This window comes from Microbispora hainanensis (genome assembly GCF_036186745.1).
GTDB lineage: Bacteria > Actinomycetota > Actinomycetes > Streptosporangiales > Streptosporangiaceae > Microbispora.
The window spans coordinates 4,767,026-4,789,835 of the sequence record NZ_CP108086.1 but is presented as its reverse complement, the minus strand read 5'-3'; the positions used below and the strand labels follow the sequence as shown (position 1 = coordinate 4,789,835).

Below are 22,810 nucleotides of genomic sequence, written 5' to 3'. Positions count from 1 at the left end.
CGGCGTGCCGCGCAGGATCTTCTCGGGCCGATGAGCCGTCCGTCGACCACAACGGCGAACCGGCGATCAACCGATCGCACCACTCACCGATCAATGACGAAAGGCGCCTGTCCGGGGATTTCCGGGCAGGCGCCTTGTCGTGGTGATCTAGTCGTTGAGGTGCTGACGCAGGTACGACTCGACCTGGTCGAGCGCGACCCGCTGCTGGGCCATGGTGTCCCGCTCGCGGATCGTCACGGCCTGGTCCTCAAGAGTGTCGAAGTCGACCGTGATCGCGAACGGCGTGCCGATCTCGTCCTGGCGGCGGTAGCGGCGGCCGATGGCGCCCGCGTCGTCGAAGTCCACGTTCCACCGGCGGCGCAGCTGGGCCGCGAGGTCGCGGGCCTTCGGCGACAGGTCGGCGTTGCGCGACAGCGGCAGCACCGCGACCTTGACCGGGGCGAGCCGGTGGTCGAGGCGCATCACGGTCCGCTCCTCCATGACGCCCTTGGCGTTGGGCGCCTCGTCGACCGTGTAGGCGTCGAGCAGGAAGGTCAGCGTCGCGCGGTCCACACCGGCCGCCGGCTCGATGACGTACGGCACGTAGCGCTCGCCCGACTCCTGCTCGAAGAACGACAGGTCGGTGCCGGACGCCTTGCCGTGCGCGGTGAGGTCGAAGTCGGTGCGGTTGGCGATGCCTTCAAGCTCGCCCCACTCGCCGCCGGCGAAGTTGAAGCGATACTCGATGTCCACGGTCCGCTTCGAGTAGTGGGACAGCTTCTCCTTCGGGTGCTCGTAGAGCCGGAGGTTGTCCTTGTTGATACCGAGGTCGACGTACCAGCGCAGGCGCTCGTCGATCCAGTACTGGTGCCACTCCTCGTCCGTGCCGGGCTTGACGAAGAACTCCATCTCCATCTGCTCGAACTCACGGGTGCGGAAGATGAAGTTGCCCGGGGTGATCTCGTTGCGGAACGACTTGCCGATCTGGCCGATACCGAACGGGATCTTCTTGCGGGCCGACTGCTGGACGTTCAGGTAGTTGATGAAGATGCCCTGGGCGGTCTCCGGCCGCAGGTACGCCAGGCCCGACTCGTCCTCCACCGGGCCGAGGAAGGTCTTCAGCAGGCCGCTGAACTGCTTGGGCTGGGTGAAGGCGCCCTTGTTTCCGCAGTTGGGGCAGGTGATGTCGGCCAGGCCGCCCGCCGGCTCGCTGCCGTGCTTGGCCTCGTACGCCTCGATGAGGTGGTCGGCGCGGTAGCGCTTGTGGCACGACTGGCACTCGGTGAGCGGGTCGGTGAAGGTCTCGACGTGACCGCTGGCCTGCCAGACCTCACGGGCGAGGATGACGCAGGAGTCGAGGCCGACGACGTCGTCGCGGCCCTGCACCATGGCCTTCCACCACTCGCGCTTCACGTTGTTCTTGAGCTCGACACCGAGAGGGCCGTAGTCCCAGGACGCCCGCAGGCCTCCGTAGATCTCGCTCGACGGGAAGACGAGCCCGCGGCGTTTGGCGAGGCTGACGATCGTTTCCAAGACGTCGGTGCGACGTGCCATCAGTGGAACTCCATCCGGCTGGGTGTCGGCGTTGAGATCGGGGTCAGCGGCGCGATGCTTCGCTGAAGCGGGCGGGCCGGCCCGGCCGCCGTGTCGCGGCTGCGGGACGTCCGGCCACCTGCCAGGATCCGTGCTCAAGCTTAGGGGAATCCGGCGCCCCCGCGCTCAAGCCTTGCCCACGGTCCCGGCGCTCGCCCCCTCGCCCGGCAGCGTGTAGACGCTTTCGAAGGCGCCGGGCTCGTTGATCATAAGGGTCATCAGGGGATACATCACCATGCGGGCCGCGGACAGGGCACGCCGGTAGTAGCCCGCGCCCTCCCACTCGCTGACCACGGCCCACAGGGCCGGCTCGTCCACCGACCTGCCGATCTGCCCGCGCAGGTATCCAGGCTGCGCGGCCAGCAGGTCGAGGATGTCGCGCGCCTGGGCGGCGAACTCGTCGGCGCGGGCGCCCGGCACCGAATAACGGATCACGGCGAGCATGCCGCCCAGCATGCCACCCCTCTCGTACGGCCCGCCGGGGAGGGGGCGGCCCCGGCCGGAGCGGCATAGCCGGCGACAGGGCCACGACGGGGCCGATGCGCACTAGGCTCGAACACGTGGGAAGCGAAACCGAACCGCCGCGCCGTCAGGTGCCGGCCCATCCCCTGGCGAGGAAGGCCCCCGCCCGGGAGAACGCGGCGCCCCCTCGCATGCGGCGGCCGCTGCCGCAGGGCGAGCAGTTCTTCACGCCCGGCGCCACCGGGCTGCGCGCGGAGGTCGAGCGCAGGAGCGCCGCGCCGCTGGTCTTCCTGTTCCAGCAGCCCCGCTGGGTGGTCCCTCTGGTCATGGTGGCCCTGCTGATCGCCGGGCTGGTGGTGGCCGACTGGCGTGGCGGGGTGGCCGTGCTTCCGGTGCTCGCGTTCATCGTCTGGCTGGCCTACCTGTCCTGGCCCTCGCTGCGTCCGGTGGGCCGGCTGCTGCGCGTGGCGGTGGCGACGTTCCTGGTCCTCCTCGCCGCCACCCGTTTCGGCCTGATCTGACGCGAACCGGCCTAACCTGGTAGGTCGTAGGGCGAAGCCGTACACAGGAGTCCTGATGACGAAGAGCCGTGACGCCGTTCACGAGATCCTCCGGCAGAGCCGGGGGTTCCGCAGCGCGCAGGACGTGTTCGCCGAGATGCGTGCGATCGGCTCGAAGATCGGCCTGACGACCGTCTACCGGGCGCTCCAGTCGCTCTCCGACGCCGGCCGGGTCGACGTGCTGCGCACCGACGAGGGCGAGTCGGTCTACCGGGCGTGCCAGACCGACTCTCACCACCATCACCTGGTGTGCCGGGACTGCGGGCGTACGGTCGAGGTGGCCGGGCCGGACGTCGAGCGCTGGGCCGAGGTCGTGGGGGCCGAGCACGGCTTCATCAACGTGACGCACACCGTGGAGGTCTTCGGCACCTGCTCCTCGTGCGCGGAGGCGGCGTCGCGGGCGGAGACGGCCGGAAAGGGCTGACCCCGTCCCACGCGGGCCTTATGAGAGGTACGCTGCGGGCGCCGCGACAAAGGACACGATCCCGCCCGCCGCGACTAGAGGGAGATGGCGTGCCGTTCAGCCATGACATGGTGTACTCGCTGGGGACGGTGGTGGACCTCATCAACACCGGCGCCGGCGAGCGCGACACGCTGGCCGAGGTCGGCGACCTCGAGGAGTTCGTCCGCAGGCGAGAGGTCAGCGGAGTCGAAGCGGTGACCCGGCGGGACCTCGCCGAGGTCCGCGCGCTGCGCGAGGAGTTCCACGCGGTGTTCACCGCGCCGGACCAGCCGACGGCGGTCGGCCTGCTCAACACGCTGCTGCAGCGCACCCGCATCACGCCGCACCTCGCCGAGCACGACGGCCACCCTCTCCACGTGCACTACTTCGCGCCGGGCTCGTCGATCGCCGAGCACCTGGCCGCCGACTGCGGGGTCGCGCTCGCCCACGTGCTCGTGGAGAACGAGCGGGATCGCCTGCGCACGTGCGCGGCGCCCGACTGCTCCCAGGTCTTCGTGGACGAGTCGCGGAACCGCTCCCGGGTCTACTGCGACAGCCGCACCTGCGGCAACCGCATGCACGTCGCCGCGTATCGGGCCCGCCGCCGCGACGCCTCCTGACGACGCCGGGCCCGCCGCGTTCGAGCGCCGTTCCGTCAGCCGCGCGCGGCGCCGGAGTTCGCGGCCGTCTCGTTCGGCATGGCCCCGCCATACCTGCGGTCGCGCTTGGCGTAGATCTCGCACGCCTGCCACAGGTCGCGCCGGTCGAAGTCGGGCCACAGCTGGTTGAGGAAGACCATCTCGGCGTACGCGGACTGCCAGAGCAGGAAGTTGGACGTGCGCTGCTCGCCGGACGAGCGCAGGAACAGATCCACGTCAGGGATCTCCGGCTCGTCCAGATAGCGGGCGAAGGTCTTCTCCGAGACCTTGTCGGCCTTGACCCTGCCCGCGGCGATGTCCTGGGCCAGCCGCACGGCGGCGTCCACGATCTCCGCGCGACCGCCGTAGTTCACGCAGAACTGGAGGGTCAGCGTGCTGTTGCCGACCGTCATCCGCTCGGCGTCCTCCAGCTCCTTGATCACGCTCTTCCAGAGCCGCCCGGGACGCCCGGCCCAGCGGACCCGTACGCCCATCGCGTTGAGCTGGTCGCGGCGGCGGCGGATGACGTCGCGGTTGAACCCCATGAGAAAGCGCACCTCGTCGGGCGAGCGCCTCCAGTTCTCCGTGGAGAAGGCGTACGCCGACAGGTAGGGGATGCCGATCTCGATAGCGCCCTCGATGACGTCGAACAGCGACGACTCGCCCATCTTGTGCCCCTCGGTCCTGGGCAGCCCGCGCGCCTTGGCCCATCGGCCGTTGCCGTCCATGACGATCGCCACGTGGCGCGGCAGCAGGTCGCGGGGAATGGCAGGCGGGGTGGCACCGGACGGATGCGGAGTGGGAGGACGGACCATGTACCGAGGGTATTGCGTCCGGGCCGGTCCCACGCTCGCGAGAGGTGTGGATCCCGTGCGGATTCTGTGCGTTTTGGACGACCCCCCAGACCCCCGTGAGGGCCGCTCAGACGATCCTCGCTTCGCTTGCGGTCACCTGGCAGCGCCAAACCGGGGCACGCCCCCCGGACCCCCGGAGTGCCAGGTCAAATGATCCGCACTTCGCTTGCGGTCGCCTGAGGCCACTCCCTCTCCACATGACGCAGGGAGCGGATGCCGTGCTCCAGGTGCCACTGCAGGTAGGCGGCGACCAGGCCGCTGCACTCGGTGCGGTGCCGGGCCTCGGAGGCGTCGGCCGCCGCCCAGTCGCCGCGCAGCAGGGCGATCATCAGCGCGATCGTCTCCGCGGCGGGTACGGCGGCGCCGGCCGGGCGGCACGCGCCGCACACCACACCACCGGCGACGATCGCGAAGGCGCGCACGGCCTCAGCGCCGCACCGCGCGCACTCCGACAGGGCGGGCGCGTAGCCCGCGACGGCCAGCGAGCGCAGGAAGAACGCGTCGAGCACCAGCCGGGCCTCGTGGCCGCCCTCGGCGAGCGTGCGCAGCCCGCCGACCAGCAGCAGGAACTGGCGCAGCGCCGGCTCCTTCTCCCCCACCGTCAGCCGGTCGGCCGTCTCCAGCATCGCGGTCCCCGCGGTGTATCTGGCGTAGTCGGCCACGATCGCCTCGCCGTACGGGTGCAGGGTCTCGACCTGGGTGATCACGTCGAGCGACCTGCCGCTGTGGAGCTGCAGGTCGACGTGGGAGAACGGCTCCAGCCGCGCGCCGAAGCGCGACTTGGTCCTGCGCACGCCCTTGGCCACGCCGCGGACCTTGCCGGTGCGCCGGGTGAGGATGGTGATGATGCGGTCGGCCTCACCCAGCTTCTGGGTGCGCAGCACGACGCCCTCGTCCCGGTAGAGGCTCACCCCGCCATCGTATGGGTGAGCGCGGGCGCCCGCCCCGTCAGTCGGGCATTCGCCCCGTTGAGGCGCACGAACGGTGAAAATTCGGTAATGATCCGGCGACGATGCCCTGTGACGAACCCGTCCCAAGCTGTACATCCAGGGGCCGTACGGTAAACCTGGGGTGCATCGGTTCAACCGAAAGGTCACTAAGCTTTGGGTTCCGGCGGACTTCCCCGCGCCGGTCAAGCCTGAGGGCCTGATCTCCCCCCGTTGCGTGAAAGGTTGCCATGACCCGCGTGGTCCTGCTGGGCGCCCCGCCCGGCCCGATCAGTCCCCCGCCGCTCGGCGGTCAGCCCGCCCTGCCCGCGGCCATCACGCTGAAATCGCTGCCCGGGGCCCCCACCGCGTACGACAGGCTGCTCGCGCAGGCCGCCGCGCTGGACCCGGAGCCGACAACGATCGCCCGCCCGGGGGACGCCGCCGCCTACCGCAGGCCGTACGGCCGCGTGGTGGAGAGCCCCGACATCGCAGGCGACCTGCGTGCGCTGGCCGACGCGGTCGAGGGCGCCGAGGACAACCTGCTGATCCTGCCGGCCGACTCGCTGATCCACGACGAGCTGATCTACCAGATCACCAAGGCCAAGCGCGGCGCGCTCGCGCTGGTCGCTCGGGAGCAGCGCGAGGAGGGGGACGAGCAGGACGAGAACGCCCAGGAGACCGAACTCGTCCCGATCGAGGAGGCGGAGCCCGAGATCGGCCAGACGGTCGTCGAAGGGCTGCCCATGCGCACCCGCATCGGCCGCAGCCGCATCGTCTCGGTCGGCACCGCCTACCACGCGGTGACACGGCCCAACGCGGTGCTGCTCGGGCCGCTCCACCTCCACCAGCGGCACCTGCAGACCCTCGCCGAGGTCGCCCGCGAGCTCGCGGACATGGCCCACCTGTTCGGCCCCGAGGACGACGTGACCGAGCTTCTCACGCTCGGCCTGGTCCGGCGGGGCGTGTCGGTGGGCCGGCGGGGCCGCCGCGACCTGTTCTTCCGCCGCATCCGCAGCCAGGCCGAAGCCGACGAGGCGCAGGCGGAGATGGCGGAGTACAACGAGGACCGGGCCCGGCTGAACAACGCCGTGAAGGGCGCCGACGGCTTCTTCACCACGTTCTTCGTCAGCACCTACTCGCGCTTCATCGCCCGCTGGGCGGCCCGCCGGGGGCTCACGCCCAACCAGGTGACGCTGATCTCGATCGCCCTCGGCCTGCTGTCGGCAGGCGCGTTCTCCACCGGCACCCGCTGGGGAGCGGTGGCCGGCGCGCTGCTCATCTACTTCGCGTTCGTCTTCGACTGCGTGGACGGCCAGCTCGCCCGCTACGCGCGCAAGTTCGGCGTGCTCGGCGCCTGGCTCGACGCCACCTTCGACCGGTTCAAGGAGTACGCCGTCTTCGTCGGCCTCGCGGTCGGCGCGACGGTGTCCGGGCAGTTCGGCGACGGCGAGGGCGTCTGGACGCTGGCGCTGGTCGCGATCGCCCTCCAGTCGGTCAAGCACCTGCTGGACTTCTCGTTCGGTGCGGCCAACCGGCGCAAGGCGCCCATACCGCTGCCCACGCTGGACCTGACGGTCGCCGACGACCGGCCGCTGCGGGAGGCGCTGGAGGAGCGCCGGGCGAGCCGGAACACCGGCGTGCGCGGGCTGCTGAAGCTCTGGACCAACGCCGGCAAGTTCCGCCCGGTCCACTGGGCCCGCAAGATGATCGTGTTCCCGATCGGCGAGCGTTTCGCCGCGATCGCGATCACCGCCGCGTTCTTCAACCCCCGGGTGACGTTCCTCACGCTGATCGTCTGGGGCGGCGTCGCGGCCACCTACACCCTCACCGGACGTCTCCTGAGGTCGCTCGCATGATCACTCAGCCGCAGGTCACCACGCCGCTTCCCGACCCGGACGAGGAGCGCCGCCGCATCCAGACCGCGCGCCTGCTCGCCTACCGCGACGACGGCCCGCTCGCCACCGCGCTGAAGGGCTCCCTGGGCCGGCTGCTGCCGCCCGTGCCCGCGACCGTGGTGGCGCTGATCGCGATCGTGGCGCTGACCGTCGCCGGTTCGCTCACCGACGGCCCGATCCTGATCGTGCCCGTCGCCGTGCTGCTCGTGCTGGTCCTGCCCACCGCCGGACGCGACCACCTGGGCCGCTTCGACTGGCTCACTCCCCCGCTGCTGCGGGCGGCCGAGTTCATGACGATCATCGTGCTCGGGCTGGCCGAGGACACGCCCAAGTGGCTGCTGTTCGTGCTGCTCTACGTGATCGGCTACCACACGTACGACACCGTCTATCGCACCCGGCAGGGGATCTGGCCCCCCGCCTGGCTCTACCAGGCCGGGCTGGGCTGGGAGGTCCGGCTGCTGGTCCTGGGCGTGGCCGCCGCCGCCGGATGGCTGACCCCCGTGGCGGCCGTCCTCACGGCGTACCTGCTCGTGCTGTTCGCGATCGAGAGCATCACGAGCTGGGTGCGGCTCGACAAGGCCTCCGCGCAGGCCCAGGCCGACCAGGACCTGGAGCAGTCGCCCGAGGAGGCGGCCGAGCAGGTCACCGGCGAGGCCGAGCAGGGCTGAGCAGGGCCGACCCGATCCGTCCCCGAAGGCCCTCCGAGGCCGGCGGGACCATGACGACAGGCGGGCCGCCGCCGGCATCCGATGCCGGCGGCGGCCCGGCCGCTTTCCGGGGGGCGGATGCCGCTCAGGAGGCGGGCGAGGCGTCGAAGAGGGCCCAGACCACCTTGCCGCCGCCGCGGGTGAGGATCCATCCCCACGCCGCCGTCAGCGCCTCGACCAGATGCAGCCCCCGGCCCGACTCCGATAGATCGCTCCAGGGCGAGATCGCGGGCACGCGGGCGCTGGCGTCGCTCACGCCGCAGCCGATATGAAACCGGTGCCTCACCAGCCTCAACCGGATCTGCGGGGCGTCCGCGGGGTCTCCGGGAGCGTGCCGCAGCGCGTTGGTCACCAACTCCGACACCACGATCTGCGCGTCCGGCACGAGGCCGGGCAATCCCCAGCCGCACAGCGTCCTGGCGGTGAAATCACGCGCGGCGGCAGCGGACGTGGTGCGCCCATGAAAGGTGCACGTCGCAGACGGAGGCAGGGACAAGCCGGCGACGTCGTCCCGCTCGAACATCGAGGTCAACCACGGAGGCGCTGTCGCGGCTCCCGGGCCCGCCAGGTCTGCTGTCATCGCCGATCCCTCAGGTCTCACCCATTACATGATGTGAATTTCCCTGCCGTCGTGTATCTTGCCCTGTGCCTTGCGGATGCAAGCACGCGTGCACGTGCAAATGTCACGCGTCCCCGACTTTCGTGGAAGTCCCCAGAAAAGACGGCCTCGCTCCGGTCCGGTAGGATGATCAACTCGATTGGTTCACCAGGAATCCTTCCGGGAGCGCCGCCGATGGAGCGATCGTGAACGCACAGGCGGGAAACACCGCCCCCGCACCGGTCTGGACCGCCCGCGGCGGCCCGACGGCCCTGCGGCTCCTGCTCGGGGCCCAGCTCAGGCGGCTGCGCCGGGAGAGCGGCATCACGCCAGAAGAGGCGGCCCGTGCCATCCGCGGGTCGCACGCCAAGATCAGCAGGCTCGAGCTCGGCCGGGTCGGCTTCAAGGAGCGGGACGTCGCCGACCTGCTCACCCTCTATGGCATCACCGACCCCGACGACCGAGCCGTGCTGCTCGACCTGGCGCGGCAGGCGAACATCCCCGGCTGGTGGCACAAATACAGCGACGTGCTGCCGGGCTGGTTCGAGTTCTACGTCGGGCTGGAGGAGGCGGCGTCCGTCATCCGCTGCTACGAGCTGCAGTTCGTGCCCACGCTGCTGCAGACGCCCGAGTACGCGCGGGCCCTCGTGCTGCGGAGCAACGTGGGGCGGTCCGCCGACGACGTCGACCGGCGCGTGGACCTGCGGATGCGCCGGCAGGAACGGCTGACCGGGCCCGAGGCCGCGACCCTGTGGGCCGTGATGGACGAGGGTGCACTGCGCCGCCCGATCGGCGGCAGGAAGGTGATGCGGGCCCAGCTCGAACACCTCATCGAGGTGACGCGGCAGCCGAACATCACGCTGCAGATCGTGCCGTTCGACCATGGCGGGCACGCCGCGTGCGGCGGTCCCTTCACGATCCTGCGCTTCGACGCACCCGAACTGCCCGACGTCGTCTACCTGGAGCAGCTCACCAGCGCCCTCTACCTCGACAAGCCCGAGGACACCGAGGCGTACACGCAGGTGATGAACGCGGTGTGCGTGGACGCCCGGCCGGCCACGCAGACCGGCGCGTTCCTGGAGGAGCTGCTCGCCGACCTCGGGTGACCTACTTCCTGGCGAAGAACGCCTGACAGGTCTCGGCGAAGGCGACCGCCCGGGCGGTGGGCCGCACGCCGCGCACCGAGGCGAGCACGACGTCGAGCGCGGGCACGTCGTCGCTGATCGGGACGCAGGCGACCCGGCCGCCGTCGTAGGTCTGGTCGCTTTCGGCCCGCTGGTTGAGTATCGAGTAGCCGTGCCCGCCCGCCACCAGCGAGCGGGCCGTCTCGTAGCTCGACGTACGGAACCGGACGCGCGGCTCGGTCGGATAGATCGCCCGGAAGTAGTCGCGGCTGCGCGGCAGGTCGAGCAGGATCATCGGCTCGGACGCCAGGTCCGACAGCGACACCGCCTCGGCCTGGGCCAGGGGGTGCTCCGGCGGCAGCAGCGCGTACGGCCTGGCCCGGGTGAGCGTCCGGATGTCGAGGTCGAGGGCGAGATCGATGGCGTAGACGAGGGCGACCTCGCACCGCCCGTCGAGCAGCGCCGCCTCCATGGCGGAAAGCTCGCCCTCCGCGACGCTGACCCGCACCCCGGGGTACTTCTCGGCGAACTCGCGCAGCAGCCGGGACAGGTAGAACGGCGCGAGCGTGGTCAGGCAGCCGACGGCGAGCTCACCGGTCAGCGAGCCCGCGAGGCCGCGCGCCGACTGGGCGAGCGCGGCGGCATGGGACAGGAACTCCCTGGCCTCGACGAGGAAGCGCTCGCCCGCGCGGGTCAGCGACAGGCCGCGGGCATGGTGGCGGATCAGGAGCTGGACGCCCAGCTCCCGCTCCACCTGGGCGATGGCGGCCGAGATCGCCGACTGCGCCACCATGAGTTCCCTGCTGGCCGCGGTCATGCTGCCGAGCTCGGCCGCGGTTACGAAGTAACGCAGCTGGACGAGGGTGAAGTTGACGTCCGCCACGCCCCCATTGTGACCGCCTCCGTGCCTGGCGGCGCCCGCAAACCGGTATGAACTTCGAATGCCTTTTACTACCCCTGATCAGGCGTTTTCCGTTTGGAAACGCCTGGTGCCCAAGGTAACGCCCAGGACGGCGAAGGCCAGGGACACGACTACGCCCCACACCAGGGCCGACGACGTGTAGGACCCGGCGAACAGCGCGCGCATCCCCTCGACCGCGTAGCGGAACGGCGTGAGCCGCGACAGCACGTCGAGCCAGGCGGGCGCGAGCGACATCGGCAGCAGCGCTCCCGACAGCAGCATCAGCGGGACCACCACGGTGGACATCACGGGCGCGAACAGCTCCTGCCGCATCGTGAGCGCCGCCGTGTACGACAGCGACGCCAGGCCGACCGCCAGCACGGTGATCAGCAGCAGCGCCCCCAGCGCCCCCGCGAGCGGCGCCCGCAGGCCCAGCGCGTAGCCGGCCGCGATGATCGCCACCGCCTGCACCAGCAGCACGACGCTGTCCCTGAGCACCCGGCCGAGCAGCAGCGTCACCCGGCTCACCGGCGTGACCCGCATGCGTTCGAGCACGCCGAACCGGTGGTCGAAGACGATGCCGAAGCCCGCCATCCCCGCGCTCGTCAGCCCGAGCTGCACCAGCAGGCCGGGCACGAGGACGTCCCACGAGCCCACGCCGCTGCGGTCGAACAGCGGGCCGAACAGCACGAGATACAGGAACGGCTGCAGGGCGCTGAAGACCAGGCTGAACTTGTTGCTGAAGGACGCGCGCAGGTAGTGCCCGGTCAGGGCGGCGAGGGCGGTCACGCGGCGGCCCCCTCGCGCAGCTCGCGGCCGGTGACCGCGAGGAAGACGTCGTCGAGCGTGCTCGCGCCGTGCTCGGTCTTCAGCTCGTCCGGCGTGCCCGCGGCGACGATCCGGCCGTGGTCGATGATCAGGACGCGGTCGCAGAGCGCGTCGGCCTCCTCCAGGTAGTGGGTGGTGAGAAAGACCGTCAGGCCGTCCCGCTCGCGCAGCCGGCGCACGTGGTGCCACAGGTTGGCGCGGCTCTGCGGGTCGAGCCCGGTCGTGGGCTCGTCGAGGAAGAGCAGCTCGGGCCGGTGGAGCAGGCCCATCGCGATGTCCAGCCGGCGCTTCTGGCCGCCCGACATCGTGACCGTCGTACGCTCCTCGACCCCGGGCAGGTCCAGCTCGGCGAGCAGGGTGGTGACGCGTTCGCGGGCCTGCTCCCTGCTCAGGCCGTACAGGCGGGCCTGGAGCACGAGCTCCTGGCCCACCGGGGAGAACGGCGCGAACGCGCCGCCCTGGGCGACGTAGCCGATCCGGCGGCGTACGGCCGCGGGGTCGGCGAACAGGTCGGCGCCCGCGACGGTGGCGGTGCCGGACGTGGGGCGCAGCAGCGTGGTGAGCATGCGCAGCGTGGTGGTCTTGCCCGCGCCGTTCGGCCCGAGGAAGCCGACGATCTCCCCTCGGGAGACGTCGAGATCGATCCCCCGGACGGCCTCGACCGGGCCGAAGGTCTTGGTGAGCCCTCTGGCGTGAATCATGCCGGTTAGAGTAACACCAAATTTGGAGTCACTTAAAGTTTGTGCTCACCCTTACAATCGGAGCATGGAAGAGGGCCTGCGGGAGCGGAAGAAGCGGGAGACCCGGCAGCGCATCGCCGACGTCGCGATGGGGCTATTCCTGCAACGGGGGTTCGACAACGTCACGGTGGCCGAGGTGGCCAGGGCGGCCGACGTGTCGGTCAACACCGTCTTCAACTACTTCCGCACGAAAGAGGACATGTTCCTCGACCGCAGCGAGGAGACCGAGGACCTGCTGGCCCGGGCCGTGCGCGAGCGCCGCGCGGGCGAGACTGCGGTCGAGGCGGTGCGACGGGACTTCTTCGAGGCACTCGACGCCGGCGACTGGCGTTACGGGATGAGCGAGGGCCTGGACCTGTTCACGCAGCGGGTGCGGGAGAGCCTGGCGCTCCAGTCACGGGTGCGCATGCTCGAGGTCAACCGGGAGGACCGGCTGGCCCGGACGCTCGCCGAGGAGACCGACGCCGATCCCGACGACCTGACCCCCCGTCTGGTGGCGGCGCAGATCTGCGCCGCCGTCCGCACGCTGACCCGCCACTTCGCGATGCGGCAGACGGCGGGCGAGGACGCGGCGCTGATCAGGGCGGACGTCAGGGAGCACGCCGAGCGCGCCTTCGACCTGCTGGAGCACGGGATCGGCGACTACTGCCCCCGGCCCGAGCCGTAACCGCCCGCCACAACCACCCACCGCAACCACCCACCGCAACCACCCACCGCAAACACCCGCCGTCCCCGCACACCGGCGGGCGTTTCGCAGCGCATTTCCCTACACTCTTGACTGGTTTTTAGGGGAAATTTACCATCGAAGGGCGATCTTGCGGCGTGGGATCCCATCCCGCCGTTCTCCGGACCCCCGACCGTCTCCGTCCCCTTCGGAAGCCGTGGGCGCCGGGGCGTGAGCCGGGCTTGTCCGGGGGCAGGCCGGCCACCTCGTCGTGGTCCGGATGGAGCGCCGCCGCGACCGCACCATCGCATCGCATGACCGCCGCATCCTTCGACCGCTGGGAGGTGGACCGATGACGGGTCTCGACGAGGTGCTGACCGGGATCGCGAGCCGCGCGGAGCGGCACGACCGGGAGGGCGACTTCGCCTTCGAGGCGTTCGAGGACCTGCACGCGGCCGGCGTCCTCGCGCTCACGCTGCCACGCGAGGCGGGCGGGCGCGGCGCCGGCCTCGCCGAGACGGCGGCGGTCGTGACGGCGGTCGGCCGGGCCGACCCCTCGGTGGCGCTGGTGACCGCGCAGTATCTGATGACCCACGCCGCGCTCGCCCGCCCGGACAACCCCTGGCCCGCCCACGTACGCGGGCGGGTGCAGAAGTCGGCGATCGAGGGCCCTGCCCTCGTCAACGCCCTGCGGGTGGAGCCAGACCTGGGCACGCCCGCCCGGGGCGGCCTGCCCGCGACGGTGGCCGCGCGGGAGGACGGCGGATACCGGCTCACCGGCCGCAAGACCTACTGCACGGGCATCCCCGGTCTGCGTTGGATGCTGGTCTGGGCACGCACCGACGACCCCGAGCCCCTGGTCGGGTCCTTCCTCGTGGAGGCCGGCGGCGGTGGTTACCGGGTGGAGCGGACCTGGGACCACCTGGGCATGCGTGCCACTCGCAGCGACGATGTGATTTTCGAGGGGGCGTGGATCCCCGGGGATCACGCGGTGGAGGTCGCCCCGGCGGGGATGCCGCCGACCGGCCGCGGCGCGACCTTCATGGGCTGGAACAACGTGCTGATCGGGGCGGTGTACCACGGCGTGGCGCAGGCCGCCAGGGACTGGCTGATCGAGTACCTGGGCGAGCGCACACCCGCGAACCTGGGCCGGCCGCTGGCCACGCTCCCCCGTTTCCAGGCCGCCGTCGGGGAGATCGAGGCGTGGCTGCTGGTGAGCGACCGGCTGCTGGAGTCCGCGGCCCGCGCGGTGGACGACGGGGACGAGGCGGCCATGGCCCGGTCCGGGCTCGCCAAGCACACCGTCACCGGCAACGCGATCAGATCCGTCGAGGCCGCCCTGGCGCTCGTCGGCAATCCCGGCCTGTCGAGGGCCAATCCTCTGGAGCGCCACTACCGCGACGTGCTGTGCGGCAGGATCCACACGCCGCAGGACGACACGGTCCTGACCGGTGCGGGGGTGGCCGCGCTCGGCCCGCGCGCCCACTCGTGACCCGCGCCGGGCACGGGCAGGCCGGTACGAGGACGGCCGCTGCCCGGCTGGGGCCTTCCGGGCAGGAAGACGTCGTGAGAAGTGGACGCCCCGTCGGCCGGGCCGTCGCGAGAATCAGGAGAAACAGGTGAGCATCGTTCTACCCGAGGATCCGTTCCACCGCAGGCTGCACCACGTGGTGCCCGCGGGCCTGACCTCGGAGACCGCGCAGACCGGCGGCATGCACCGGCGGGCCGCCATCAGCGGCGGGACCGTGGGGTCGAGCCGGCTGTGGATGGGCCAGACCCACGTGGCTCCGGCGACCGTCTCCGCGAACCACCACCACGGCGACTCGGAGACCGCGATCTACGTGGTCAGCGGCACGCCGTCGTTCGTGTTCCTCGACGTCGACGCCGAGGAGCCGCACGAGGTGCGCATCGACACCAAACCGGGCGACTACATCTTCGTGCCGCCGTTCGTGCCGCATCGGGAGGAGAATACCCACCCCGATCTGGAGGCCGTCGTGGTCATCGCCCGCAGCACGCAGGAGGCGATCGTGGTCAACCTGCCCGAGCTCAAGTGGACCGGCCCGGTTCGTACGACGGCGTGACCGTGGAGGTCGTCGAGCACACCGGCCCCGGCCGCGTCTGATCCTCGGCCGCCCGCCCCGTCCTGGCGCGGCGACGGCGCCCGCCGTCCCCGCGCCTCGCGCGTCCTGGCGAGTCGTCAGGGTTCCGGCGGCGCCTCGCCGCCCGCGAGCCGGTGGGCGTTCCACACCAGCGACTCGGTGACGCGGGCCTGCGACAGGCCGAGGGTCCGCCGCTGGAACTGGTAGACCTCGGGCGCGAGCGGCGCCAGCACGGCGTCCGCCTTGCCCTCCGGATCCGGCACCCCCGCCTCGGTCAGCAGCATCCGCACGTGGGTGCGCCAGAAGCGGTAGGCGCCGGTGCCGAACCGCGCGCTGCCCGTCTCGGCCCCCAGCACGAGGTGCAGGTGACGCTCCAGCAGATCGATCATCGCGACGTAGAACGCGGCGAGCCGATCCGCCGGTGAGGCACCGGGGCCGAGCGGCGGCGGGCCGTTCAGGATGTGTCCCTGCACCTGCCGCTCGTGCTCGTCCAGGAGCGCCGTCGCGATCGAGGCGGTGTCCGGATAACGCCGGTAGAGCGTGGCCCGCCCCACCCCCGCCGCCTTGGCGATCTCGTCCATGGTGACGTGTCGCGCGTCCCTGGTCGCGAAGAGCTGTTCGGCCGCCTTCAGCACGCGCATGCGGTTGCGCGCGGCGTCCGCCCGTTCGCGCACCGGCGCCGGGCGGCCCGGTTCGAGATCGAGCACGGGCAGTTCCCGGCCGGCAGGCATGGTCCCCCCTGATGGAACGCGGCCGTTCTTCACGTTCCCGCCGGGATCCACAAACCCGTTGTCCATGAGGCCATCGTAGCCCCCGGTCGAACTATGTGGACATCGCGTCCACTTTGTCTTACGCTCATCCGGACACCATGTCCGGTTCTGATCCGGCTTTTCGAATCCGGTTCTCTAGAAGAGGGATCGCGATGCATGCCCTGTTCCTCGCCTCGGCGCTGCTGGCCGGCTGCCTACTGGCAGTGCAAGCCTCGGTGAATCTCCAGCTCAACAAGGCCGTGGGGACGCCGTACGGCGCCTCGACCCTGCAACTGGGCGTGGCGACGGCCCTGCTGGCGCTCCTCGCCGCCGCCGTCGGCGCCATCGGCGCGATCCGCCTCGCGCCCGGCGTGCCGTTCTGGCACCTGCTCGGCGGTCTGGCCAGCCCGCTCTACATCACCAGCGGGATCCTGCTCTTCCCGCGCCTCGGCGCGCTGGCCGCGGCGGGCCTGTTCGTGACCGGTCAGATGTTCGCGTCGCTGGGGCTCGACCTGTTCGGCCTGCTCGGCATCGCGCGCAGGCCGCTCAGCGTCGGCATCGTGCTCGGCGCGCTCGCGGTCCTCGCCGGCATCACGGTCATCATCCGCGGGCAGCGCCCGGCGCAGACGCCGCCCGCGGCGGGACCGGCGACCGGCGGCGGGTCCGGCGGGTCCGGCGGTCCCGGCCGCGGCGCGACGGCCACCGCCACCGCCCCGGCCGCCACCGCCGTACGCCGGACCCGTGGCCTCGGCCAGAGCGGCTGGATCCTGCTGGGCATAGTGGCCGGCGCGGTCCTGCCGGTGCAGGGAGCGGTCAACGCCGCGCTGCGCAAGGACATCCGCGAGCCGGTGACCACCGCGATGATCAGCTTCATCGTGGCCACGATCACCATCGCCGTGGTGCTGCTCGTCCTGCTGGCGACGCGCCGCACCCCCCGGCCGCAGCTCGGCGGGCTGCGCACGATGCCCTGGTGGGGCTGGCTCGGCGGCGCCTGCGCCGCGGCGTACGTCACCGCGACCTTCACGCTCATCCCCACGATCGGCGCCGCCACCACCGTGGCGCTGACCGTGACCGGCCAGCAGGTCGCCTCGGCCGTGATCGACAACTACGGCTTCCTGCGGCTGCCCCGGCGCCCGCTCACGGCGCCGCGCCTGTCCGGCCTCGCCCTGCTCATCGTCGGCTCGGTGCTGGTCCAGCTCACCTGAGCCGTGCCCGGCTCGGGGCGGCGGCGGGCACGGCGCGGGGCATGCCGGGCCCCGGCGGCTGTATACAGGTCCACGTGAGGTTGGACGAGCTCGATCGCGCCATAATCCGGGCCCTCGTCGAGGACGCCCGGGCGACGTACGCCGAAATAGGCGCTCAAGTGGGGCTGTCGGCTCCGGCCGTGAAGAGGCGGGTCGACCGGCTCGTCGCCAGCGGCGCGATCACCGGCTTCAGCGCCCGGGTCGAGCCGTCGGCCCTCGGCTGGACCACCGAGGCGTACGTCGAGCTGTACTGCCGGGGGAAGACCTCACCGGCGGAGATCGGCATGGCCGTGTCCCGGCATCCGGAGGTCGTCTCGGCCTGCACGGTCACCGGCGAGGCCGACGCGCTGCTGCACATCCGCGCGACCGACGTGCGGCACGTCGAGCGGGTGATCGAGCGCCTGGCGGCCGAGCCGTTCGTGGTCCGCACGAAGAGTTCGATCGTGCTGTCGCGGCTGATTAACGGATCGCTGCAAAACGGGTGATAGACGCAACCGATCCACATGTGATCGCAACGCGGGCGCATTGGATTGTCGCCTCCGGATTCCTACGCTGAAGTCCCGTTCACCCGGTTTTCCGCTTGGAGTCGACGATGACGCTTGCGCCCGCCACCGAGGCCACGGACCGTGGCCGTACGGGCACTACCCGGCATTTCCTGATGTGCCGGCCGGATTTCTTCACGGTCTCGTATTCCATCAACCCGTGGATGCACCCGGAGAAGGACACCGACACGGCCAGGGCGGTGCGGCAGTGGGAGAGCCTCCGGCAGGCGTACGAGAGCCTGGGCCACACCGTCAGCCTGATCGACCCGATCGAGGGCCTGCCGGACATGGTGTTCGCCGCGAACGGCGCGCTCGTCGTGGACGGACGGGTCTACGGCGCGAAGTTCGCCCACCCGCAGCGCGCCGCCGAGGGCCCCGCCTACCTGCGGTGGTTCGCCGAACGGGGATACGAGACGCTGGAGGCGTCCTTCACCAACGAGGGTGAGGGCGACTACCTGACGCTCGACGAAGTTATCCTGGCCGGGACGGGATTCCGCACCGACGTCGCGGCGCACATGGAGGCCCAGGAGTTCCTCGGCCGCCCGGTCGTCACGCTGCGCCTGGTCGACCCGAGGTTCTACCACCTCGACACCGCCCTGTTCCCGCTGAACGGCCACAACGTCGCGTACTATCCGGAGGCGTTCAGCGAGGGCAGCAGGAAGGTGCTGCGGCGGCTGTTCCCCGACGCCGTGATCGCCACGTCCGCGGACGCGGAGGTGCTCGGCCTCAACGCGGTGAGCGACGGCCGCAACGTCGTCCTCAACGCCGAGGCCACGGGGCTGACCCTGGAACTCAAGCGCCGGGGTTTCGAGGTCGTCCCGGTCGACCTCAGTGAGCTGCGCAAGTCGGGCGGCGGTCCCAAGTGCTGCACCCTCGAGATCCGGCCGAACAGGGAGACCCGATGAACAGCGAGGAACTGATCCGGCTCAGCGAGAGCCACAGCGCGCACAACTATCACCCGCTGCCCGTCGTGATCAGCTCGGCCGAGGGCGCCTGGGTCACCGACGTGGAGGGCAAGCGGTATCTCGACTGCCTGGCCGGCTACTCGTCGCTGAACTTCGGCCACGGCAACCCCGCGATCCTCGCCGCGGCCCGGGAGCAGCTCGACCGGCTGACACTGACCAGCCGGGCGTTCTACCACGACCGGTTCGCCGCGTTCGTGACCGGCCTTTCCGAGCTGTGCGGCAAGGACATGGTCCTGCCGATGAACACCGGCGCGGAGGCCGTCGAGACCGCGATCAAGGTCGCCCGCAAGTGGGGCTACGAGGTCAAGGGCGTCGCTCCCGACCAGGCCAACATCGTCGTGATGGAGGACAACTTCCACGGCCGCACGACGACGATCGTGGGCTTCTCCACCGACCCCGACTCGCGCGACGGCTTCGGCCCCTTCACCCCCGGCTTCCGGATCGTCAAGTACGGCTCGGCCGAGGCGGTCAGGGAGGCGATCGACGAGAACACGGTGGCCGTGCTGCTGGAGCCCGTCCAGGGCGAGGCCGGCGTGCTCGTGCCGCCGGACGGCTACCTGGCCGCGGTCAGGGAGATCTGCACCGACAACAACGTGCTGTTCGTGGCCGACGAGATCCAGTCGGGCCTCGGCCGCACCGGTGACACGTTCGCCTGCGACCACGAGCGCGTCGTCCCGGACATGTACGTCCTGGGCAAGGCCCTCGGCGGCGGCGTGGTCCCGGTCTCCGCGGTCGTCGCGAACACCGACGTCATGGGCGTGATCGGCCCCGGCCAGCACGGCTCCACCTTCGGCGGCAACCCGCTGGCCTGCGCCGTCGGCGACGCGGTCATCGGACTGCTGAAGACCGGCGAATACCAGGCCAGGGCCCGCGAGCTCGGCGTGTTCCTGCACGCGCGGCTGGCCGAAATGGGCCCCGGCGTGGTGGCGGTGCGCGGGCGCGGCCTGTGGGCGGGCATCGACATCGACCCCTCGCTCGGCACCGGACGGCAGATCAGCGAGGCGCTCATGCGCCGCGGCGTGCTGGTCAAGGACACCCACGGCTCGACGATCCGCCTCGCGCCGCCTCTGGTCGTCTCCCGGGACGACCTGGAGTGGGCGCTCGACCAGCTCAGCGCGGTGCTGCGGGAGGCTCGGGCCTGATCCGCACCGCGTCCTGATCGCCGGTGTCGGTGAACCACGTCACCGCGGCCTCCCCGGGCGCCAGGTCGATGGCGGTCATCATGTTGGGGAACCAGGGTCCCTTGCTGATGCGCCATCGCAACGGCGGCCGGGGAAGGCCCCCGGCCCTGGCCAGCACCCCGCCGAGCACGCCCGCGAGCCCGAACGACGCCACGATGTTGGCGAAGCGCAGCGTGCGGCTCAGCGGGTTGCGGATGGGCGAGCAGACGATCTGGTGGACGCGCCCGCCGCCCCGGCGCCGTACGGACGCCATGTAGGAGTAGTGGACGTCGCCCGACAGCAGCAGGACGGTCGCGGGCGGCCTGCCCCGGCGGCCCGAGGCGACCTCCAGCACCACCCGCGCGAGGTCCTCGAACGACCGGCTGAAGGCTCCCCAGTGCTCCAGGTCGAGGAACTGCCGCAGCCGCTCGCCCCACCGCGCCGCCCGGCGGCCCCAGATGCCGTCGCAGACCGCCTCGTTCCAGCTCTCCACGTGGTGGATCCCCGCGGGCAGCAGGATCGGCAGCGACGACCCGACGAGCAGGTGCTCGAAGTCGCCGGTGGCGTGCTTGTCGAACCAGTCCCACTCCCCCGGGTCGAGCATCCTGCGGCGTCCCGGCGCCAGCACCCGGGCGCTGCGGCTGTCGAGCACGATCAGCCGGGTGCCGTCCAGGTCCCTGTGATAGCTCCAGCGCACCGAGTCGGGCTCCCGGTCGGCCCGCCGGGCGAAGGCGTCGAGCGCCTCGTCGCCGTCGCCCGCCCGCAGTGCGGCGAGCACGGGATCGGCCGCCCGGTCGGCCGGGGGCAGGTTGCCCAGGTGCTGGTAGACGTAGTAGGAGCCGAGCGCGGAGACGATGCGCCGCTCCCACCAGGGCACCTCGGCCATCTGCTCACGCCAGGCCTTCGAGGTGTTCCAGTCGTCCCTGACGTCGTGGTCGTCGAAGATCATCAGGCTGGGCACCGTGGCCAGCAGCCAGCGGACCGGCGGGTCCGACCACGCCTGCCGGTACAGCTCGGCGTACTCCTCGAAGTCGACGACCTCCTCGGGTCCGTCGTCCCTGCGCCCGGCGATGAACTGCTTCATGTCCGGCGTCAGCTCGTCGGCGTACACCTGGTCGCCGAGCAGCAGGATCAGGTCGGGCCGCTCGTCCGGCGACTCCATCAGGCGCAGGCCGTACGCCCGTAGGACGTCCGGGCCGTGCGTGCGCACGTACGGCTCCTCGTGCGGGACGCTGGTGCGGCAGGAGCCGAAGATCAGCCGGTCGAGGCGGGTCAGCGGGCGGATCACGCTCGGCGGCAAGCCGTCGGCGGGCCACACCCGCCGGTCGTCGAGCTCCACCTCGTAGGCCACCGGGCTCTCGACGCCGACGTCGATCAGGGCATAGTGGTGGCCGTGCACAGTGAAGGTGCGCTCCTCCGAGCAGGCGTCGCCGGCGCGCACGCGGACCGTGCAGGGTTCGGAGGTCTCCACCCAGACGGTCGCGGCGGCCGCGTCCACGTGGCGCAGCAGCGGGCCCAGCACAAGTTCCGGCACGAGACCTGTCTACTGCAAACGGACGGCAAAGCGCGACTTACGCCCATGTGTCCTGCGCCGTTCGCGGTCCGTGCGCCGCCTATGCGCCGGAACGGCGAAATCCCGCCCGGTGATCTCCGTATTGGCCTATATCGCGATCACCCGGCACACGGTTTGATCCAGATGTCGCTCCTCCGGCCCGCCTTCCGTGCCCGTCAACGACGACGGCGCGCGGGGGCCCGGGGGGACGGCCCCCCTTCCGACAGGAGAACAACAGAATGACCATCACGGACTTCCCGACAACGGCGTCGGGGGTTCGGTCTCCGATCCCCGATCATCCTGCCCCCACACCGGGTGAGCGCGCCCTGGCCGCCGCCCGCTTCCACCTCGCAGAGGCGTCCCGCTTCCTCGGCCTCGACGACGGCCTGCACCACATGCTCGCCACGCCCCGCCGCTCGCTGACCGTCTCCGTGCCCGTACGGCGTGAGGACGGCCGCCTTGAGGTCGTGCAGGGCCACCGCGTGCAGCACAACCTGTCGCGCGGACCGGCCAAGGGCGGCATCCGTTTCCACCCCGACACCGATCTCGCCGAGGTCACCGCCCTCGCCATGTGGATGACGTGGAAGTGCGCCCTCGTCGGCATCCCGTACGGCGGGGCCACGGGCGGCGTCGCGGTGGACCCGGCCACGCTGACCACCCGCGAGCTCGAACGCGTCACCCGGCGCTACGTCAACGAGATCCTGCCGCTCCTCGGCCCGGAAAAGGACATCCCCGCGCCCGACGTGGGCACCGACGAGCAGACCATGGCCTGGATCATGGACACCTACAGCGCCAACGCGGGCTACTCCGCCCCCGGCGTGGTGACCGGCAAGCCCACGGCGCTCGGCGGCTCGCCGGGCCGCGCGGGCGCGACCTCGCGCGGGGTGCGGATCGCCGCGCTGCAGGCGCTGACCCGGACCCTTGGTGCGAGCTCCCCCGAGGGCACGACCGTGGCGGTGCAGGGCTTCGGCAAGGTGGGCGCGCTCGCCGCGCAATACCTGGCCGACGCCGGCTGCCGCGTCGTGGCCGTCTCGGACGCGGGCGGCGCGGTCGTCCGGCCCTCCGGTCTCGACGTCGCCGCGCTGCGCGCCCACGCCGCCGAGACCGGGACGGTCCACGGCTACCGCGACGCCGACGCGCTCTCCCACGACGAGCTGCTCGAACTCGACGTGGACATGCTGGTGCCCGCCGCGCTCGACGGCGTGATCACGGCCGGCAACGCGCCGCGCGTACGGGCCCGCCTGGTCGTGGAGGGCGCCAACGGGCCCACCACGCCCGAGGCCGACCGGATCCTGGCGGGCAACGGGGTCACAGTGGTGCCCGACATCCTGGCCAACGCCGGCGGGGTGATCGTGTCCTACCTGGAGTGGGTGCAGAACACCCAGGCGTACTCCTGGAGCGCCGGTGAGGTCGAGGTGAAGCTCCGCGACCTGATGGAGAACGCCTACCGGGCGGTCGCCGACCTGGCCGCCGAGCGTGACCTCACGCTCCGCCAGGCCGCCCACGCGATCGGCGTGGAGCGGGTGGCCGAGGCCCACCGCATACGGGGCCTCTACCCGTGACGCCCCTCTGAAAGACGGCGATG

24 protein-coding genes are annotated in these 22,810 nt (G+C 71.4%); 14 read left to right on the top strand and 10 right to left on the bottom strand.

Features of this window, described 5'->3' with window-relative positions:
* Positions 1-147: 147 nt before the first annotated feature.
* Together OHB01_RS22410 and OHB01_RS22405 are read right to left on the bottom strand one after the other, a co-directional pair.
* Positions 148-1,533: a glycine--tRNA ligase gene (locus tag OHB01_RS22410; protein WP_142649789.1), complete on the bottom strand. Its 1,386-nt coding sequence runs from the start codon at positions 1,531-1,533 to the stop codon at positions 148-150.
* A 165-nt stretch (positions 1,534-1,698) separates the two neighbouring features.
* A complete protein-coding gene (locus OHB01_RS22405; protein WP_142649790.1) occupies positions 1,699-2,016 on the bottom strand; it encodes an antibiotic biosynthesis monooxygenase family protein in 318 nt (105 codons plus the stop codon).
* Positions 2,017-2,132: 116 nt separating this feature from the next.
* On the opposite strand from OHB01_RS22405, the gene OHB01_RS22400 reads away from it, so the two are divergent.
* From OHB01_RS22400 to OHB01_RS22390, 3 genes are all read left to right on the top strand, one after another.
* Positions 2,133-2,555 (top strand): DUF6703 family protein, encoded by a 423-nt coding sequence (locus OHB01_RS22400; protein WP_312845767.1) that lies wholly within the window; start codon positions 2,133-2,135, stop codon positions 2,553-2,555.
* A 55-nt stretch (positions 2,556-2,610) separates the two neighbouring features.
* Complete coding sequence (locus tag OHB01_RS22395) at positions 2,611-3,018, top strand: Fur family transcriptional regulator (protein ID WP_142649791.1); 408 nt, start codon at positions 2,611-2,613, stop codon at positions 3,016-3,018.
* A gap of 89 nt (positions 3,019-3,107) precedes the next feature.
* Positions 3,108-3,656: a CGNR zinc finger domain-containing protein gene (locus OHB01_RS22390; protein ID WP_221889967.1), complete on the top strand. Its 549-nt coding sequence runs from the start codon at positions 3,108-3,110 to the stop codon at positions 3,654-3,656.
* 35 nt (positions 3,657-3,691) lie between these two features.
* Here the strand turns inward: OHB01_RS22390 and OHB01_RS22385 are convergent, their stop codons facing one another.
* Positions 3,692-4,489 (bottom strand): isoprenyl transferase, encoded by a 798-nt coding sequence (locus OHB01_RS22385; RefSeq protein WP_142649792.1) that lies wholly within the window; start codon positions 4,487-4,489, stop codon positions 3,692-3,694.
* A 185-nt stretch (positions 4,490-4,674) separates the two neighbouring features.
* Positions 4,675-5,439 (bottom strand): DNA repair protein RecO, encoded by a 765-nt coding sequence (gene recO / locus OHB01_RS22380; RefSeq protein WP_142649793.1) that lies wholly within the window; start codon positions 5,437-5,439, stop codon positions 4,675-4,677.
* Positions 5,440-5,705: 266 nt separating this feature from the next.
* Here recO and OHB01_RS22375 point away from each other — a divergent pair, with 266 nt between their 5' ends.
* Complete coding sequence (locus tag OHB01_RS22375) at positions 5,706-7,313, top strand: CDP-alcohol phosphatidyltransferase family protein (protein WP_328853926.1); 1,608 nt, start codon at positions 5,706-5,708, stop codon at positions 7,311-7,313.
* Complete coding sequence (locus OHB01_RS22370; protein ID WP_142649795.1) at positions 7,310-8,020, top strand: DUF5941 domain-containing protein; 711 nt, start codon at positions 7,310-7,312, stop codon at positions 8,018-8,020. The genes OHB01_RS22375 and OHB01_RS22370 overlap by 4 nt, the downstream gene beginning before the upstream one ends.
* Positions 8,021-8,144: 124 nt before the next feature.
* On the opposite strand, the gene OHB01_RS22365 is transcribed toward OHB01_RS22370, so the two are convergent.
* Positions 8,145-8,639 (bottom strand): ATP-binding protein, encoded by a 495-nt coding sequence (locus OHB01_RS22365; RefSeq protein ID WP_142649796.1) that lies wholly within the window; start codon positions 8,637-8,639, stop codon positions 8,145-8,147.
* 224 nt (positions 8,640-8,863) lie between these two features.
* Between OHB01_RS22365 and OHB01_RS22360 the strand changes: the two genes are divergently transcribed.
* Complete coding sequence (locus OHB01_RS22360; protein ID WP_142649797.1) at positions 8,864-9,763, top strand: helix-turn-helix domain-containing protein; 900 nt, start codon at positions 8,864-8,866, stop codon at positions 9,761-9,763.
* A gap of 1 nt (position 9,764) precedes the next feature.
* Here the strand turns inward: OHB01_RS22360 and OHB01_RS22355 are convergent, their stop codons facing one another.
* From OHB01_RS22355 to OHB01_RS22345, 3 genes are all read right to left on the bottom strand, one after another.
* A complete protein-coding gene (locus OHB01_RS22355; RefSeq protein WP_142649798.1) occupies positions 9,765-10,664 on the bottom strand; it encodes a LysR substrate-binding domain-containing protein in 900 nt (299 codons plus the stop codon).
* A 78-nt stretch (positions 10,665-10,742) separates the two neighbouring features.
* Positions 10,743-11,471, bottom strand: coding sequence for an ABC transporter permease (locus OHB01_RS22350; protein ID WP_328709557.1), 729 nt, complete (start codon positions 11,469-11,471; stop codon positions 10,743-10,745).
* Positions 11,468-12,211 (bottom strand): ABC transporter ATP-binding protein, encoded by a 744-nt coding sequence (locus OHB01_RS22345; protein ID WP_142649800.1) that lies wholly within the window; start codon positions 12,209-12,211, stop codon positions 11,468-11,470. Before OHB01_RS22345 ends, OHB01_RS22350 begins: the two co-directional genes overlap by 4 nt.
* 64 nt (positions 12,212-12,275) lie before the next feature.
* Here OHB01_RS22345 and OHB01_RS22340 point away from each other — a divergent pair, with 64 nt between their 5' ends.
* The 3 genes from OHB01_RS22340 (at position 12,276) to OHB01_RS22330 (ending at position 14,995) form a co-directional block, all read left to right on the top strand.
* Entirely contained in the window at positions 12,276-12,917 is a 642-nt protein-coding gene (locus OHB01_RS22340; protein WP_147942305.1) for a TetR/AcrR family transcriptional regulator, read from the top strand.
* A gap of 349 nt (positions 12,918-13,266) precedes the next feature.
* Positions 13,267-14,406, top strand: coding sequence for an acyl-CoA dehydrogenase family protein (locus tag OHB01_RS22335; protein ID WP_142649802.1), 1,140 nt, complete (start codon positions 13,267-13,269; stop codon positions 14,404-14,406).
* 127 nt (positions 14,407-14,533) lie between these two features.
* Complete coding sequence (locus OHB01_RS22330; RefSeq protein WP_185949028.1) at positions 14,534-14,995, top strand: cupin domain-containing protein; 462 nt, start codon at positions 14,534-14,536, stop codon at positions 14,993-14,995.
* A 116-nt stretch (positions 14,996-15,111) separates the two neighbouring features.
* Here OHB01_RS22330 and OHB01_RS22325 read toward each other — a convergent pair whose 3' ends face one another.
* Positions 15,112-15,810, bottom strand: a complete 699-nt coding sequence (locus OHB01_RS22325) for a TetR/AcrR family transcriptional regulator (RefSeq protein WP_328853925.1) — start codon at positions 15,808-15,810, stop codon at positions 15,112-15,114.
* A gap of 125 nt (positions 15,811-15,935) precedes the next feature.
* Here OHB01_RS22325 and OHB01_RS22320 point away from each other — a divergent pair, with 125 nt between their 5' ends.
* The 4 genes from OHB01_RS22320 (at position 15,936) to rocD (ending at position 19,655) form a co-directional block, all read left to right on the top strand.
* Complete coding sequence (locus OHB01_RS22320; RefSeq protein WP_142649803.1) at positions 15,936-16,967, top strand: DMT family transporter; 1,032 nt, start codon at positions 15,936-15,938, stop codon at positions 16,965-16,967.
* A 74-nt stretch (positions 16,968-17,041) separates the two neighbouring features.
* The gene (locus tag OHB01_RS22315; protein ID WP_142624257.1) at positions 17,042-17,491 is read left to right on the top strand and encodes an Lrp/AsnC family transcriptional regulator; all 450 of its coding nucleotides are present in this window, start codon (positions 17,042-17,044) and stop codon (positions 17,489-17,491) included.
* A gap of 107 nt (positions 17,492-17,598) precedes the next feature.
* On the top strand, positions 17,599-18,453 hold the full coding sequence (ddaH, locus tag OHB01_RS22310; protein ID WP_142649804.1) for a dimethylargininase: 855 nt from the start codon (positions 17,599-17,601) through the stop codon (positions 18,451-18,453).
* On the top strand, positions 18,450-19,655 hold the full coding sequence (rocD, locus tag OHB01_RS22305; protein WP_328853924.1) for an ornithine--oxo-acid transaminase: 1,206 nt from the start codon (positions 18,450-18,452) through the stop codon (positions 19,653-19,655). The genes ddaH and rocD overlap by 4 nt, the downstream gene beginning before the upstream one ends.
* Here the strand turns inward: rocD and OHB01_RS22300 are convergent.
* Entirely contained in the window at positions 19,624-21,207 is a 1,584-nt protein-coding gene (locus OHB01_RS22300; protein WP_328853923.1) for an alkaline phosphatase D family protein, read from the bottom strand. The genes rocD and OHB01_RS22300 overlap by 32 nt on opposite strands.
* Before the next feature lie 257 nt (positions 21,208-21,464).
* On the opposite strand from OHB01_RS22300, the gene OHB01_RS22295 reads away from it, so the two are divergent.
* Complete coding sequence (locus OHB01_RS22295) at positions 21,465-22,787, top strand: Glu/Leu/Phe/Val dehydrogenase (RefSeq protein ID WP_328853922.1); 1,323 nt, start codon at positions 21,465-21,467, stop codon at positions 22,785-22,787.
* Positions 22,788-22,810 lie beyond the last annotated feature (23 nt).

Coding starts and splice junctions, on each gene's coding strand:
- OHB01_RS22410 (WP_142649789.1), bottom strand. CDS start 1,533: ATGGCACGTCGCACCGACGTCTTGGAAACGATCGTCAGCCTCGCCAAA.
- OHB01_RS22405 (WP_142649790.1), bottom strand. CDS start 2,016: ATGCTCGCCGTGATCCGTTATTCGGTGCCGGGCGCCCGCGCCGACGAG.
- OHB01_RS22395 (WP_142649791.1), top strand. CDS start 2,611: ATGACGAAGAGCCGTGACGCCGTTCACGAGATCCTCCGGCAGAGCCGG.
- OHB01_RS22385 (WP_142649792.1), bottom strand. CDS start 4,489: ATGGTCCGTCCTCCCACTCCGCATCCGTCCGGTGCCACCCCGCCTGCC.
- OHB01_RS22375 (WP_328853926.1), top strand. CDS start 5,706: ATGACCCGCGTGGTCCTGCTGGGCGCCCCGCCCGGCCCGATCAGTCCC.
- OHB01_RS22370 (WP_142649795.1), top strand. CDS start 7,310: ATGATCACTCAGCCGCAGGTCACCACGCCGCTTCCCGACCCGGACGAG.
- OHB01_RS22365 (WP_142649796.1), bottom strand. CDS start 8,639: ATGACAGCAGACCTGGCGGGCCCGGGAGCCGCGACAGCGCCTCCGTGG.
- OHB01_RS22345 (WP_142649800.1), bottom strand. CDS start 12,211: ATGATTCACGCCAGAGGGCTCACCAAGACCTTCGGCCCGGTCGAGGCC.
- OHB01_RS22340 (WP_147942305.1), top strand. CDS start 12,276: ATGGAAGAGGGCCTGCGGGAGCGGAAGAAGCGGGAGACCCGGCAGCGC.
- OHB01_RS22335 (WP_142649802.1), top strand. CDS start 13,267: ATGACGGGTCTCGACGAGGTGCTGACCGGGATCGCGAGCCGCGCGGAG.
- OHB01_RS22325 (WP_328853925.1), bottom strand. CDS start 15,810: ATGGACAACGGGTTTGTGGATCCCGGCGGGAACGTGAAGAACGGCCGC.
- OHB01_RS22320 (WP_142649803.1), top strand. CDS start 15,936: ATGCATGCCCTGTTCCTCGCCTCGGCGCTGCTGGCCGGCTGCCTACTG.
- ddaH (WP_142649804.1), top strand. CDS start 17,599: ATGACGCTTGCGCCCGCCACCGAGGCCACGGACCGTGGCCGTACGGGC.
- rocD (WP_328853924.1), top strand. CDS start 18,450: ATGAACAGCGAGGAACTGATCCGGCTCAGCGAGAGCCACAGCGCGCAC.
- OHB01_RS22295 (WP_328853922.1), top strand. CDS start 21,465: ATGACCATCACGGACTTCCCGACAACGGCGTCGGGGGTTCGGTCTCCG.